The organism is Campylobacter pinnipediorum subsp. pinnipediorum (assembly GCF_002021925.1).
Classification (GTDB): Bacteria; Campylobacterota; Campylobacteria; order Campylobacterales; family Campylobacteraceae; genus Campylobacter_A; species Campylobacter_A pinnipediorum.
The window spans coordinates 1,101,298-1,115,309 of record NZ_CP012546.1 but is presented as its reverse complement, the minus strand read 5'-3'; the positions used below and the strand labels follow the sequence as shown (position 1 = coordinate 1,115,309).

Genomic DNA, 14,012 nt, shown 5'->3' with positions numbered 1-14,012 from the left:
TTATAAATTTTGTATTTCTATAACACCAACTGTTTCAAATGGTGTATTTGGCGAAATTTCCGCAAAGCTTAATATGACTATGTCTATACTAAAATTAGAACAAATATCAGCTATGAATTTTCTTAAACTAGGCTCAACACAGAGTATCATCGGACCACTTTGACTTATTGGTCTTTTTTGTTTTTCGTTTCTTAGTGCTTGAACTATAGCTGATGTTTGCGCAACATTTATCATAAGATGATAGTTGCCATCTTTGTATTGAACTGCTTCCATAAGTTTTTGTTGAACAGATGTTTCAAGGATATAAAAATTTAATTCGCCATTTTCATTTTTATAAATTGATGTTATTATTCTTGATAGAGATGATCTAACATGCTCTATTATGATGTCTAGATTTTTGCTTACTTCGGCTATATCACTTATAGCTTCTAATATACTTAGCATATCTTTTATAGGTATATTATCTTTTAATAGTGCTTTAAGAACTTTTTGTATTAGACCTATACTTGCTATTTTAAGTGTATCATCTACTATAACCGGATAGTCATTTTTGAGTTTGTCTAGCAGGATTTGTGTTTCTTGTCTTGTTAGAAGTTCGGCTGAGTTTTGTTTGATTAGTTCGCTCATATGCGTTGATATAACACTTGCTGGATCAACTATCGTATAACCACTTAGTATCGCATCTTCTTTTATGTTTGTGTCTATCCAAAGTGCATCTAGCCCAAAGGCTGGTTCTTTTGTCGGAATTCCTTCTATATCTTCGCTTACTAGACCGCTATCCATAGCAAGAAATTTATCAGCATAAATTTCTCCTTGGCCTATAATAACACCTTTTAATTTAAATCTATACTCATTTGGCGGTAGTTGAAGATTGTCTCTTATTCTTATTTTTGGCATTAAAAATCCAAGCTGAGTTGCTATGTTTCTACGCATAGCTCTGATTCTTTCTATAAGGTCAACATCGGCTAGTTTTAATAACCCATATCCCAAATCCAGCTCTAAAATTTCAAGTTTTAAAATGTCATTTATTTTATTTTCTTCTTCTCTTGCTATCTCTTCTTCGCTTTTTTTTATGGGCTTTGTCTGGTTTTGTGCTGTTGGTGAGTTTGGATCATCTGGTTTGCTTTTTGATTCACTCATAGTAGTGGTTGGCATTATTAGATTGCCATCTTGAGCTTGTTTTACCATATATCCAAGACCTAAAAACAAAAATGATATAAATCCAAGTGAAAAAGTAGGAAGACCGGGAACTAAAGCAAAAATAAATAGTATGAATCCAACTATAAAAAGTGTCTTATAATCTCCAAGTAGTTGGTTTAATGTTCCTTCTGCAAAGTTATCATCATCTTTACTTGCTCTTGTTATTATGATAGCTGTTGCTGTTGATGTTATTAGTGCTGGTATTTGACCGACCAAGCCATCACCTATCGTTAATATAGTGTAGTTTTGTGCTGATGTTGCCATATCTAAATCAAACTGAAAAGAGCCTATAGCAAAGCCACCTATTATGTTTATTATTGTTATGATAATACCGGCTACCGCATCGCCTTTTATAAACTTAGATGAACCATCCATTGCTCCATAAAAGTTTGCTTCGCTGATGATAGCTTGTCTTCTCTCTCTTGCCGTTTTTTCATCTATCAATCCAGCATTTAAATCAGCATCTATTGCCATTTGTTTACCCGGCATAGCATCTAGTGTAAAACGAGCTTGAACCTCTGAAACACGAGTAGAGCCCTTGGTTACAACCATAAAATTTATAAGAACCAAGATACAAAAAACTATAATTCCTATCACATAATTTCCGCCAACAACAAACGCACCAAAGCTAGATATGATATCACTTACAGCCTCAGGTCCATTGTGTCCTTTGCTTAGTATCATACGTGTTGTTGCTATATTTAAAGATAGTCTAAATAGTGTTATTATAAGTATTAGAGTTGGAAAAGTGCTAAGGTCTGTTGGTTTTGGGACGTAGATTGAAATAAGTATTATTAAAACAGATATAGAGATAGAAAGAGCCAAAAAAAAATCAAGAACTCCGCTTGGTAACGGAACTATTATTATTGCTAAAATAGCAACAATAAGACCCACTATACTTAAGCTTTTAAATTTTATTATGGGCGCTAAAAATGGAGCTACAAGAACTAAAATTTTATTTTTTGCCATCAACTTACTTTGTTGTTATATCTTGTAAGGTTATATTATCAAGCATGTTGTCTATTTTTATTTGTAAAGAATTTAGTGTTGTCCATATTTGACAGCTTGTCGCTTGATTGCTAGGGCAGTCATCTATAGAATTTGAACATTCAAAAACTGTCGTAGGGCGTTTTTCCACACATTCTATTATTTTTTTTATTGTAAGTTCAGATGGATTTATGTTTAAAGAAAATCCTCCGTTTGCGCCTTTGAATGAATTTAAAATTTTATCTTTTGCAAGGCTTTGTAAAATTTTTGCCAAAAAACTCTTTGAAATTTGCAACTCATTTGACATTGTATCAACATCTATTGGTTGCGTTTTTTGTGATAAAAATATCAAAGAGAGCAGGGCATATTCGCTAGCTTTGGTAAAAAGCACATTAAATCCTTATACTTGTTAAATTGGTTATTATTTTATACAAAAAATGCTAGATTTTTTATTAAAGTTTCAAAACTTATTGTTATTTATATAAAAAATATTTTTTATTAGAGTTAAAAATAAATTTATTTTAAGGAAAATTAACCAAAAATTAAATTTAAAACCCCTATAATGTCATGTCGAAATTTTTAAATAACAAAAGGTGTTTTTATGTATCTTTTTACTTCAGAGGTTGTTAGCCCAGGACATCCAGATAAATGCGCAGATATAATAGCAGATAGTATAGTTGATAAAATTTTAATGGCTGATTCTAATGGTCGTGTAGCTAGTGAAGTTTTTGTAGCGGGAAAAAATATAGTTATAGGTGGAGAGATAAACTCAAGGTTAAAATTAGAGCAAAAAGATTATGAAAATATCGTAAAAGATGCTCTTTTAAATATAGGCTATAAAGGACTACCTTATTTTACAAAAGAACAGTGTTTGCATCCTGATGATATTAATGTAAGTGTGCATATAAATCAACAAAGTTCTGATATAAATCAAGGTGTTGATCAAAAAGATGGTGAGATAGGAGCTGGAGATCAAGGTATTATGTTTGGCTTTGCAAGTTGTGAAGCCGATGAGTATATGCCGGCTGCAATAACTTATGCAAGAATGCTTTGCGATAAAGTATATAAATTTGCAAAAGAAAACCCTAATAAATTAGGTGTTGATATCAAAACTCAGGTTAGCGTTGATTATGGCACTAAGGATAATTTTGAAAATTGTAAGCCACAAAGCATACATACAATAGTTGTTTCAGCTCCTTGTGTTGAAAGTATGGGCATAAATGAGTTAAGAGAGCTTATTCAGACTTTGATAGATGATTCTGGTTTGCCAACTAATCTTTATGATAAGCAAAAGACTATTATTTATATAAATCCTACAGGTAGATATGTAAATCATAGCTCATTGCACGATAGTGGTTTAACGGGTAGAAAGCTTATAGTTGATAGCTTTGGTGGATATGCTCCAATAGGTGGTGGAGCTCAAAGCTCTAAGGACTATACTAAGGTTGATAGAAGTGGTCTTTATGCTGCAAGATATATAGCAAAAAATATAGTAGCTGCCGGACTTGCAAAAAAATGTATAGTTCAGTTAAGCTATGCGATAGGTGTCGCAAAGCCAACATCTGTTAGTGTTGATACTATGGGGACAAATGTAGCATCTGTTGATGACGATAAACTTTCAAATTTTGTTATGGATAATTTCTCTCTTACTCCAAAATGGATAATAAATAAATTTGGTTTAGATAAGCCAAGTGATGATACATTTTTGTATGCAAAAGTTGCTGCTTTTGGTCAAGTAGGTAACTCAAAATATCCTTGGGAACAACTAGATAGCGTTGAACTATTTAAAACCTTAATATAATTTTTATTAGCTTGTTATGCTTTTTTTGTATGACAAGCTAAAATCACATTTAATAATATTTCTTGTTATACCACACACTTAAAACACAATTTTTTACTCTTAAATAATTATTTTATAAATTGTTTAAAAAATATATAATAAGTATAATTTACTGCATATTTCTTTAATCTTAAATTCTAAAAATATTTTTTTAATTAAAAAAATATATAATTAATTTATAATATATCACAAAAATTACTTTTTGGAAATTATTTTTATTTAAAATTATATTTATAATCTATTTAGGAGGGGTATATGAGAAGTTTTAGATTTTTATCTTTAGCTGCTGTTTTAGCACTTGGTTTAAACGCTCAAAGTATATTGCTTAATGGCAACAGTGTAACACCAAAAGATATAGTTTTGATATCAAATGGTGCAAAAGTTGAGATTGGCAAAGACGCTTTAACTAAAGTAAATAAAGCACATGATGTTTTATTAGAGGCTGCAAAAGATGGTCAGAAAATTTATGGCTTAACCGTAGGTGTTGGCCTAAATAAAGATAAGAAATTTGTTGATGCAAAGGGAAATTTAGATAAAGAAGTTATAGATGCTTCTACTAAATTTAACATAGGACTAATTCATGCACACTGTGGTGGTGTTGGTGAAGATATGCCATTAAAAACAGCGCGGGCTGTTCTTGCTACAAGACTAAATAATATGCTTTATGCTGGTGCTGGAGTTCAGAGTGATGTTGTAAATTTATATAAGGAATTTTTAAATAAAGACATAATTCCAGTAATGCCTAGCAAAGGTTCTATGGGGGAAGCTGATATTACTATTTTAGGGCATGTTGGGCTTGCTATGCTTGGTGAAGGAGATGTTTATTATAAAGGCAAAAAAATGCCAGCTAGCGAGGCTTTAAAAAAAGCTGGCTTGAAAAAATTATCACCTTTTGGAAAAGATAGTCTTAGTATATTAAGCTCAAATGCTTACTCTGCTGCACTTGCTTCAATAGCGGTTGAGGATTTAAAGCATACATTGGAACTTTCTAAACTTGTATTTGCTTTAAGTTTGGAAGCGTTTAATGGTAATGTTGCTCCTTTTACAAAAGAAGCTTCAGAACTTAGAGCTTTTCCTGACTTTATATCTACAACAAAAGAGATAAGAGAAATTTTAAAAGATAGCTATTTGTGGGATCAAGATAATGAGAGAGCTTTACAAGATCCACTAAGCTATAGAGATGCTTCATACTTTTTTGCAACTCTTAAAGGCACTATAAACACACTTGAAAATTTAATGAAGATTCAATTAAATACATCAGATGATAATCCTGGAATTTCTCTTTCAATGAATCCAGAAACTGATAAATTCCAAGAGACTAAGCTATTTACTAAAAATGGTGCAGTTGTTCCAACTTCAAATTTTGAACCAATTATGTGGGTAGTTGAGTTTGAAAAAGCTTCTATTGTATTGGCTCATAATTCAAAAGCAAGTGCTTTAAGAACTATTAAACTTTCAAATGATGGTTTTACTCATCTTAGTAGATTTTTGGGTACAGATAAGACAGTCCATGCCTTTGGTGCTATGCAAAAACCTTTTGTAGCTTTAGCTGGAGAGAATGAATATCTAGCAAATCCTATTTCACTGGATTATACACCTGTTGCGGGAGAGATAGAAGATGTTGCTACAAATGCACCTTTTGTTGTTCAAAAACTTCAAAAACAGATAAATAATTATTATCATATTTTAGGTATGGAGCTTATGCATGCAGCTCAAGCAATTGACCTTAGAAAACAAAAAAATCCAGATTTAAAACTATCTAAACAAACAGAAAAGTTATATAACGAATATAGAAAAGTTGTTAAATTTATGGATATAGATAGACCTTTAACTGATGATTTTAGAAACTCAGCTAAATTTTTAAAAGAATATAAATAAAAAAGAGATAAAAAATGGCTAGTAGAAGAGATTTTTTAAATAGTATGATGCTCTTTGGTGCAGCATCAATGACTCAAACATCGCTTTTTGCTAATGAAAATAGCATAAAATGGGATGAAGAGTGGGATGTGTTGGTTGTGGGATCTGGTTTTGCTGGATCTGCTGCAACCTGTCAAGCTATAGAAGAGGGTGCAAAAACACTAATGATAGATAAGATGCCTGTTCTTGGTGGCAACTCAGCTATAAATGGTGGGGCTATTGCTGTTGTAAACTCAAGCTTTCAAAAAGATAGAGGTATAAAAGACTCTTATGAGCTTTATGTAAAAGATATTTTAAAAGCTGGACTTGGACTAAATAGAATGGATTTGGTTGAAGTTATTGCAAAAAATGGTAACAGTGCTTATGAATGGACTTTGCAAAAAGGGGTTTATTATAGAAATGCTTTAGGTCAATTTGGCGGACATAGCGTCCCTAGAACAATTTGGCCTGAAATAAACTCAGGTGGTAAAATAACAATACCTCTTCAAGAATTTGCGATGAAAAATGGCGCAACAATAAGAACTAGAGTCATTTTAGATGATTTTGTAAGAGATGAATCAGGTAAAATCATAGGTGCAAAAGTTAGAGAAAATTATGATTTTGACTTTGATACTACCAAAGATGAAGCTGATAACAAAAGCGGAACAGTTAAATTTTATAAGATAAAAGGTGGTATTGTTATGGCTACTGGTGGTTTTTCTTATGATGTTAAATTTAGACAAGAGATAGACCCTGCTATAACACCTGAGCTTGATTGTACAAACCACTATGGCGCAACCGCATATGCTCTAAAAACAATGATGAGAAACAACGTTAAAACAGTTGATTTAAAATGGATTCAACTCGGTCCTTGGGGAAGCCCTGATGAAAAAGGTTTTGGTATAGCTCCGGTGTTTGCAATACCTGCTTTTTCTTATGGAATCATGGTTGATGCAAGGACTGGAAAGAGATTTGTAAATGAACTAGCGGATAGAAAAATTCGTTCAGATGCGATTTTGAAAATGCATAAAAACCCTGATGGAAGCATAACTCATCCTGTGGTAATTTGTGATAGTATAGGCGCGCAAGGAACAACAAAAGCCAATGTTTATAGAGGTATTCATAAAAATGTTATTAAGGTTTTTGACACATTAAAAGAACTTGCTGATTTTTATAATATTCCTTACGAAGGGTTAAAACAAAGTGTAGATAACTATACAAAATATGCTAGAAATGGTAAAGATGAAGAGTTTGGAAAGCCATTTTTTAAATTTAAAGATGTAATACCTGATCTTACAAAGCCACCATTTTATGCATGGAGAGCATTACCAAAAGTTCATCACACAATGGGCGGTGTTAAAATAGATACTGAGGCTAGGGTCTATGACAACGATGATAAGCCGATAGAAGGACTTTTTGCAGCTGGCGAAGCCGTAGGTGGACCTCACGGTGCTAGTAGGCTTGGAAGTTGTGCTATACCTGATTGTTTGGTATTTGGAAGAATTGCAGGTAAAAATGCTGCAAATTTGGCGAAGAAAGGATAAAAAAATGAGAAAAATATCAAATATATTTTTAATCCTTTTGATTGCTTGTGGTGTTAGTTTATTTGCGGCAGAAGTAGATAAATTTAGTAAAGAAAATTATCCATTTAAGGCCCATGATAAATTACATTTTGATTGTAAAAGCTGTCATAAAGAGCAAAATCCAAAAGAGTATAAAAGCTTGACAACAGATGATTGTTTAAGTTGTCATAAGAGTTATAAAAAGTTAGCTGAACAAACCGGCCATCTTGGTTATGATGATAATATTCATGCAAGCCCACACTATCCAAATATGGATTGCAACCTTTGTCATCAAACACATAAACCATCTAAAAACTACTGTGTTATGTGCCATTCACAAGACAGTATGAAAAAACTATTGGTGCCATAAGGAGACATTATGAAAAATATACTTTTAAAAATTTGTTTTGCTTTGGTGTTTGCCTTTGTGGTGTTTTTTGGTGGGAATGCACTTGTTCATTCTACGCAAGAAGATACTTTTTGTGTTGTTTGTCATGAGTGGATGGATCCATTTGTAGATACTTATGCGCATAGTTCGCACGGTGGTGCAAATAAAAATGGCTTTAAAGCAAAGTGTGTAGAGTGCCATTTGCCACACGATAATCATGTAAAATACATCTTTCAAAAAGCATTAAATGGCTTTAATGAAGTTACGCATATGGCATTTAATGATGCAAAAGATGCAAAATGGCAAGAAAATAGAAAAAATAGATCTAAATTTGTTTTTGATACCGGTTGTTTAAGCTGTCATAAAACTATTTTAGATATAAATTCAACAAATCAAAACATAAAAGATATGCATAATCTTTATGTTAAGTTTAAAAATGATCCAAAAGAGAAATTGGATTGTGTTACTTGTCATAAAAATGTGGGACATAAAGAGCTTGGAAAAACTCTTTATGAGTTAAAACATCCACCAGTTGGAGCTTGGTGATAAATAAAGGGAGTTGATGATAGAAAATATCTACAAAAATCGTGTTTTTATATTTTTTTCTATCATTTTTCTCTCTTTAATGATAGTTAATTACTATCTAAATCGTTCGTTTGTCAAAGAGATATTGATAAACGAACAACTAAATATACTAAAAAACTCAAGTGATAGAATAGAGAGCTGGATAGATGATAAAAAATTAAGCCTTTTTGCTATAAATACTATAATATTAAACTATGACCCCATAAAAGATGAAAAAACTATCAAAGATGTTTTGCAAAAAAGTGAAGAGATAGCCGGTTTTTCAAGTGTTTATGTTGGTTATGAAAACAACATAACTATATCAAGTAAAATTTTTAATAAACCAAAAAACTATATACCAACCAATCGCCCTTGGTATAAAAATACCATAAAAGAAGATAAGTTTTATATAACAAAACCATATGTAGATGTAGGTCTTAAAATACCTGTTATTTCAATATGTCAAAATGTAAAAGATAGTGCAAAGATAAAAGGTGTTTTATGTGGGATTTTGTCTTTTAATGATGTAAAAAATGAAATTTTGGATTTGAGGTTAGACAATAGTGGATATGTCTTTTTGATGGATGAAAACTTCAATATTTTATTTCACCCAAATGATAAATTTCAGCTACAAAAAGCAAACTTTGATATAAAAAACCCAAGTATAAAACAAACATCAAACTATGAAACAGATGATGAAATTTTAACTTTTAAAACACTATCAAACTCCCATCTTATACTAGTCGCACAAACTTTTAAAAACAATATATATGCTAGGATAAATAAACAATTTTTAATGAATTTGGTTATTTATACAATCAGTATATTTCTGTTTTTTACACTTGCATTTTTTTATAACAAAAAGATAAAAAAACAAGAAGAATTGCTTGAAAAAACAAAAAGAGAGTATGAAGTTTTGCTCTTTTCGCAAACAAAAATGGCAGAACTAGGTCAGATGATAGCTTCTATATCTCACCAATGGACACAGCCCTTAAACTCACTTGGTATTTTTCTTGGAAATTTAGTTCAGTTTAAAAAGTTAGGTGCTTTGAGCGATGATATTTTTTATGATAATATATCTAGGTCTTTAAAAAATATAGACTATATGAATGATACTATGAATACTTTTAAAAACTTTTATAAATTTCAAGATAAAAAGCAAATTTTTAATGTAAAACAAGCTATTTTAGATACCATTTTTATACTTTTTTCACAGCATTCAAAAATAGATATAAAAGTAAATGTATCAAATAAGATTGATTTAGAATGCGAAAACTATTTGAATGAATTTAAACAAATAATTGCTTGTTTGATACAAAACTCAAAACAAGCATTTTTGTCTAATCAAATAAGAAAAAATGCAAAAATAGTAATCTCTATAAGAAGTGATGAGACTCATTTTTTAATAAGAGTTATAGATAATGCAGGTGGTATAGCTGATGATTATAAGGATAAAATTTTCAAGCCATTTTTAAGCACTAAAAACAGTAGCGGGCTTGGTCTTTATATATCTAAATTGATTGCTTTTAAAAAATGCAATGGTGATTTGACTTTAGCACAAGCTAAAAGACCAACCATATTTTTACTAAAAATAGCAAAAAAGGTATAAAATGATAGATGTAAATATACTTTCAAAACTTAAAAATATCTCTGTCTTGCTTGTTGAAGACGATGAAAATACAAGGATAGCCATAACTCAATCTTTGCAGTTTTATTGCAAAAAGATTGTGAGTGTAGATGACGGACTTAGTGGATTTAATGAGTATTTTAATGGGGATTTTGATATAGTGATAACTGATATAAATCTACCAAATCTAAACGGTCTTGAAATGCTTGAAGAGATCAAAAAAAGAGCACCGCATCTAAAATCAATCATTATAACATCATACGATACAAGTGAAAATATGCTAGCTAGTATAGAACTTGGAGCATATAATTATCTAAGAAAACCTTTTAAGATAGAAGAGCTTCAGACAACTATTTTGATGGCTACAAAAGGCATGTGTGAAAATAAAATACTTATAAAAGACAGCTATGAGTATGATTTGATTGATAAAATTTTACTTAAAAACAAAGAAGAAGTTGCGATGACAAAGATAGAATCAAAGCTATTTTATCTGCTCGCAAGCAATGCAAATAAAACAGTTGGCTATGATGTTATTGAAGATTTTGTTTGGAATGATAAAGCTATGAGCAATGAAGCTTTAAGAATGGTTGTTAAAAAAATAAGACTTAAAACAGATCAAAACCTGATAGAAAACATATCAGGTGTTGGTTATAGGGTTTGTACTTAGATGTAGCCGAGCATACTGAAATGCCCGGCTTTTTGATTAAAATGTTATTTCAAAATCAAGTTTGAAATTTCTTCCAGGAGCATTAAATCTATTTAGACCAAGGTTATCTGATTTTCTTACCCTATTTGTTGTTCCAAATGATCTTATGGATCTTGCGCTTTCCCAATTGATGTATTTTTTATCAGTTAGGTTATAAGCACCAAGTCTAAATGTTATATTTTTTCTAGGCCTTACATAACTTATAAGATCTATAGTAGTGTATTTATTGCTTAGCCAGTGAGCTGATGAGTCTTGCACTTTTTTATTGTTTACTATAATATCCTCTCTTTTCTCGCTAAGCCAAAACATATTGTAAGTATTTCCTGGTTTTTTTGCATTTGCGCGTGTTATGAATATATCTGCTCCAAATTTATCATTAGGTGCGCTATAGCCTATGTTATAGATAAATTTATTTGGCTGAATGGCATTCATAGGTCTAAATACATCCTTGCCATCTTCTGTTACCAAAACCTTACCTTTTTGTCTTGTGTATTTAACACCAAAATAAAATCCAGGTAAATCAGCTTTTATATCTTTTAAATTTATCTTAGAGTCTATTTCTATACCTGTTACTTTTGCAACTGCTCTATTTACATTTTGGTATCCTACTAAATCAGTTGATAATGCAATGCCATTATCAACATGTTTGTTTGTTTTTGCTGCACCAACGTATCTAAAATCCAAAAAGTCTTTATATTTTGTCTCAAAACCACTAACTGTTATAAAACTTAAATTATTATAAAGTGTGATTGCCACTTCTTTTGTTTTTGAGATCTCTGGTTTTAATTTTGTATTTGGAACAATTATAAAGCCTGGAAATCTAAAGTTAAAATACAATTCATCAGGAGTTGGAGCTCTAAAACCTTTTGAGTATTTTCCTTGAAGTCTTAAAAAATCAATCGGATCTAAATCTAAACTTATAAAATGAGAAGTTTCATTAAAAATATTTCCTTTGTATTTTTTATCTATCCTGGCGCTTTCTATAAACTTTTTACGATCAGCTAAATATTGTGGATGATTTTCTCCACTCTTATTGGGATCGGTTCCAATATATTTAGGATCTGTATATCTTGGTTTTTCTATGTCATGTTTTGCCAATGCTCCCAAAAATCCATCTGGTATTTTTGGACTCTTACCCTCTTCATAATCTACTCTATATTTTATGAAGTCCTTTCTAAATCCTCCTTTTAATGATATAAAATCATTTATTTTTATATCATCTGATACATAAAATGCCTTTTGTGTTTTAGTTGTTGGGACTAAGAAAGATTCTTCTCCTGAAAAAATAGGACATTGAAGAGTGTTTCCGCCTGATTTACAATCTTCTTTATAGGAGTTAGCCCACCATTTGACATTTGAACCATTGCTTCCTTCTATATTTGTCATGCTTTTTTTGTTTATACTATACAGACCACCATAGCTTAAAAAATGATCTATGTTTTTAGTGTCTATGCTTTTTTCAAAATCCAAATTTACTTGCTTGGTTTCATTATCTAAATCTCTTTGTTTCCAATCGTTTTTTGAAAATCCAGCTGAATACGGTAATGGTATATAAAATGAGTTATCTTGATCTTTTTTATCAGTTCCATCCAAACTTGTATATTCACGTATAGAATTTATTTTTTTATATATCTTGTTGTTTTTATTTATAGTTTCAACAGTTACATGATAAATATCTTTTTTTATCTTTTTATCCCAACCTTTATAACTACGATTAAATATTGTTTCGTTTTTAGAAGACAGATCTATATTTATAGGCTTATCTTCAAAAATTAAATTTACAGGTTTTTCACAATTAAAAAAAGAGCAGTCAAAAGTAAATGTTGTGGCTACAGCATCTTTACCTGAAGTTCTAAATTTATCTCCTTCTTTGTATTTAGTTCTATCATCGCTTTTTAAATATATATACTCTGGCCCTAAAGGACTTGCTGTGTCTTTTTCTTTTACAAGTTTAAGTAATTTATTATCCTTATCTAGGTAGTTATTGTTTTCATCTAAATGAAAGCCAGCTGGATTATTAATATCACGACAATTATCACCAAAACATCTCTCTTCTGTTTTTGCTCTTGTTTTTGTCTTTTGATGTGATAATGTAAGCTTCGCACTATCCCAAAATGGTGTTTCATTAAAATTTTCAAAAGTTACAAAATAATTTTTTCTAGTAGACAAATCATTTGTGTATCTTTTTTCTTCTTCAACGGTATCAGAAAATTGGCTTAAACTAAGATTATAAGAATAATCATGGCCCTTTGGGTTGTCTTTATAATAATCAAGCCCAGCGGTAACTCTTGTAGTATCACTTGGACTAAAGCCAAATTTTAAAAGATTGCTCTCTTTTTTGATGGTATACGGATCAGCTTTTTCTCTTTCTGCTGCAACCACACTATCATCATACTCATCGTATCCGTAGTTTTTAAGCTCATGTCCTTTTCTATCTGTTCGGATAAAGAGTATATCAAACCATTTATATTTAGCTGCTAATGTATGAGATGTATATTTTTGTGAGTTAGCGGTAGAATATCCTGTTTTAAATCCATAAAAATAGTCTTTATCTAGTAAATAATCTCTTGCATCTTTTGTCTCAAACATAACAGAACCACCAAGAGCCCCTGAACCAGCTTTTATAGAGTCAGCACCTTTGGTTATTCTTACTTGTTTAAGTGTTTCTACTTCTACACCATTTCTTGAGTTGTTAAAGTTGCCATATCCTTCGAATAACTCTTTAAATCCTTGAGAGCTTAAAGTTTCTGCTTGATGAAGTCCATCTATGGTTATAGCAACCCTGTTTTCATCAACACCTCTTATAGAGTATCCACTAGCACCAAATCTTCCATTTTCTACTACACTTACCCCAGTTTCATATTTTACTAGATCTCTTGTATCTTGGGCTTGTTCTTTAGTGAGTGTCTTAGCGCTTTTTACTCTTTCTCCTACTTTCTTTTGAGTAGGATCATTTTCTGATTCACCAGTAACTGTTACACTGTCTAGTTCAACTTGATTTGATGATATATCTGCAGCATGCAAATTTACACCAAAACCAAGAACTAATAGAGCAACCATAGAAAACCTAAGCTTGTTCATATTTATCCTTATTATAATTATGATATTCATTCTTTAAAATAAGATATATGATAATAGATATTAATTTAAATACTGGTTAAAAATATAAATAAAAATACAATATTGATTTAAAATTTGAAATATTTTATTAAAAATTCAATAATTCAAATTTATTTTTTTGA

The 14,012-nt window shown here is 30.8% G+C and carries 10 protein-coding genes; 7 read left to right on the top strand and 3 right to left on the bottom strand.

Annotated features, from left to right (window positions below; genetic code table 11):
• Positions 1-2,169 (bottom strand): flagellar biosynthesis protein FlhA, encoded by a 2,169-nt coding sequence (flhA, locus tag CPIN17260_RS05805; protein WP_078440727.1) that lies wholly within the window; start codon positions 2,167-2,169, stop codon positions 1-3.
• Positions 2,170-2,173: 4 nt separating this feature from the next.
• Positions 2,174-2,578 carry an RrF2 family transcriptional regulator gene (locus tag CPIN17260_RS05800; protein WP_069631968.1) on the bottom strand — a complete coding sequence of 135 codons (405 nt, stop codon included), beginning with the start codon at positions 2,576-2,578 and terminating at the stop codon, positions 2,174-2,176.
• A 210-nt stretch (positions 2,579-2,788) separates the two neighbouring features.
• Between CPIN17260_RS05800 and metK the strand changes: the two genes are divergently transcribed.
• The 7 genes from metK (at position 2,789) to CPIN17260_RS05765 (ending at position 10,731) form a co-directional block, all read left to right on the top strand.
• Positions 2,789-3,988, top strand: a complete 1,200-nt coding sequence (gene metK, locus CPIN17260_RS05795; protein WP_078440726.1) for a methionine adenosyltransferase — start codon at positions 2,789-2,791, stop codon at positions 3,986-3,988.
• A 294-nt stretch (positions 3,989-4,282) separates the two neighbouring features.
• Positions 4,283-5,905: an HAL/PAL/TAL family ammonia-lyase gene (locus CPIN17260_RS05790; RefSeq protein WP_078387830.1), complete on the top strand. Its 1,623-nt coding sequence runs from the start codon at positions 4,283-4,285 to the stop codon at positions 5,903-5,905.
• Between the two features lie 14 nt (positions 5,906-5,919).
• Positions 5,920-7,467 carry a flavocytochrome c gene (locus CPIN17260_RS05785; protein WP_069636614.1) on the top strand — a complete coding sequence of 516 codons (1,548 nt, stop codon included), beginning with the start codon at positions 5,920-5,922 and terminating at the stop codon, positions 7,465-7,467.
• Positions 7,468-7,471: 4 nt separating this feature from the next.
• Positions 7,472-7,855, top strand: a complete 384-nt coding sequence (locus tag CPIN17260_RS05780) for a cytochrome c3 family protein (RefSeq protein ID WP_069631972.1) — start codon at positions 7,472-7,474, stop codon at positions 7,853-7,855.
• A 9-nt stretch (positions 7,856-7,864) separates the two neighbouring features.
• Positions 7,865-8,419 (top strand): cytochrome c3 family protein, encoded by a 555-nt coding sequence (locus tag CPIN17260_RS05775; RefSeq protein WP_069636615.1) that lies wholly within the window; start codon positions 7,865-7,867, stop codon positions 8,417-8,419.
• 16 nt (positions 8,420-8,435) lie between these two features.
• Positions 8,436-10,046 (top strand): sensor histidine kinase, encoded by a 1,611-nt coding sequence (locus CPIN17260_RS05770; protein WP_078440725.1) that lies wholly within the window; start codon positions 8,436-8,438, stop codon positions 10,044-10,046.
• A gap of 1 nt (position 10,047) precedes the next feature.
• A complete protein-coding gene (locus CPIN17260_RS05765; protein WP_069631975.1) occupies positions 10,048-10,731 on the top strand; it encodes a response regulator transcription factor in 684 nt (227 codons plus the stop codon).
• Between the two features lie 36 nt (positions 10,732-10,767).
• On the opposite strand, the gene CPIN17260_RS05760 is transcribed toward CPIN17260_RS05765, so the two are convergent.
• Positions 10,768-13,851, bottom strand: a complete 3,084-nt coding sequence (locus CPIN17260_RS05760) for a TonB-dependent receptor domain-containing protein (protein ID WP_162273581.1) — start codon at positions 13,849-13,851, stop codon at positions 10,768-10,770.
• Between the last annotated feature and the right edge of the window lie 161 nt (positions 13,852-14,012).

Excerpts from the sequence above, each read along its gene's own strand:
- CPIN17260_RS05790 (WP_078387830.1), top strand. The coding sequence starts at position 4,283 with ATGAGAAGTTTTAGATTTTTATCTTTAGCTGCTGTTTTAGCACTTGGT.
- flhA (WP_078440727.1), bottom strand. The coding sequence starts at position 2,169 with ATGGCAAAAAATAAAATTTTAGTTCTTGTAGCTCCATTTTTAGCGCCC.
- CPIN17260_RS05760 (WP_162273581.1), bottom strand. The coding sequence starts at position 13,851 with ATGAACAAGCTTAGGTTTTCTATGGTTGCTCTATTAGTTCTTGGTTTT.
- CPIN17260_RS05765 (WP_069631975.1), top strand. The coding sequence starts at position 10,048 with ATGATAGATGTAAATATACTTTCAAAACTTAAAAATATCTCTGTCTTG.
- metK (WP_078440726.1), top strand. The coding sequence starts at position 2,789 with ATGTATCTTTTTACTTCAGAGGTTGTTAGCCCAGGACATCCAGATAAA.
- CPIN17260_RS05780 (WP_069631972.1), top strand. The coding sequence starts at position 7,472 with ATGAGAAAAATATCAAATATATTTTTAATCCTTTTGATTGCTTGTGGT.
- CPIN17260_RS05775 (WP_069636615.1), top strand. The coding sequence starts at position 7,865 with ATGAAAAATATACTTTTAAAAATTTGTTTTGCTTTGGTGTTTGCCTTT.
- CPIN17260_RS05785 (WP_069636614.1), top strand. The coding sequence starts at position 5,920 with ATGGCTAGTAGAAGAGATTTTTTAAATAGTATGATGCTCTTTGGTGCA.
- CPIN17260_RS05770 (WP_078440725.1), top strand. The coding sequence starts at position 8,436 with ATGATAGAAAATATCTACAAAAATCGTGTTTTTATATTTTTTTCTATC.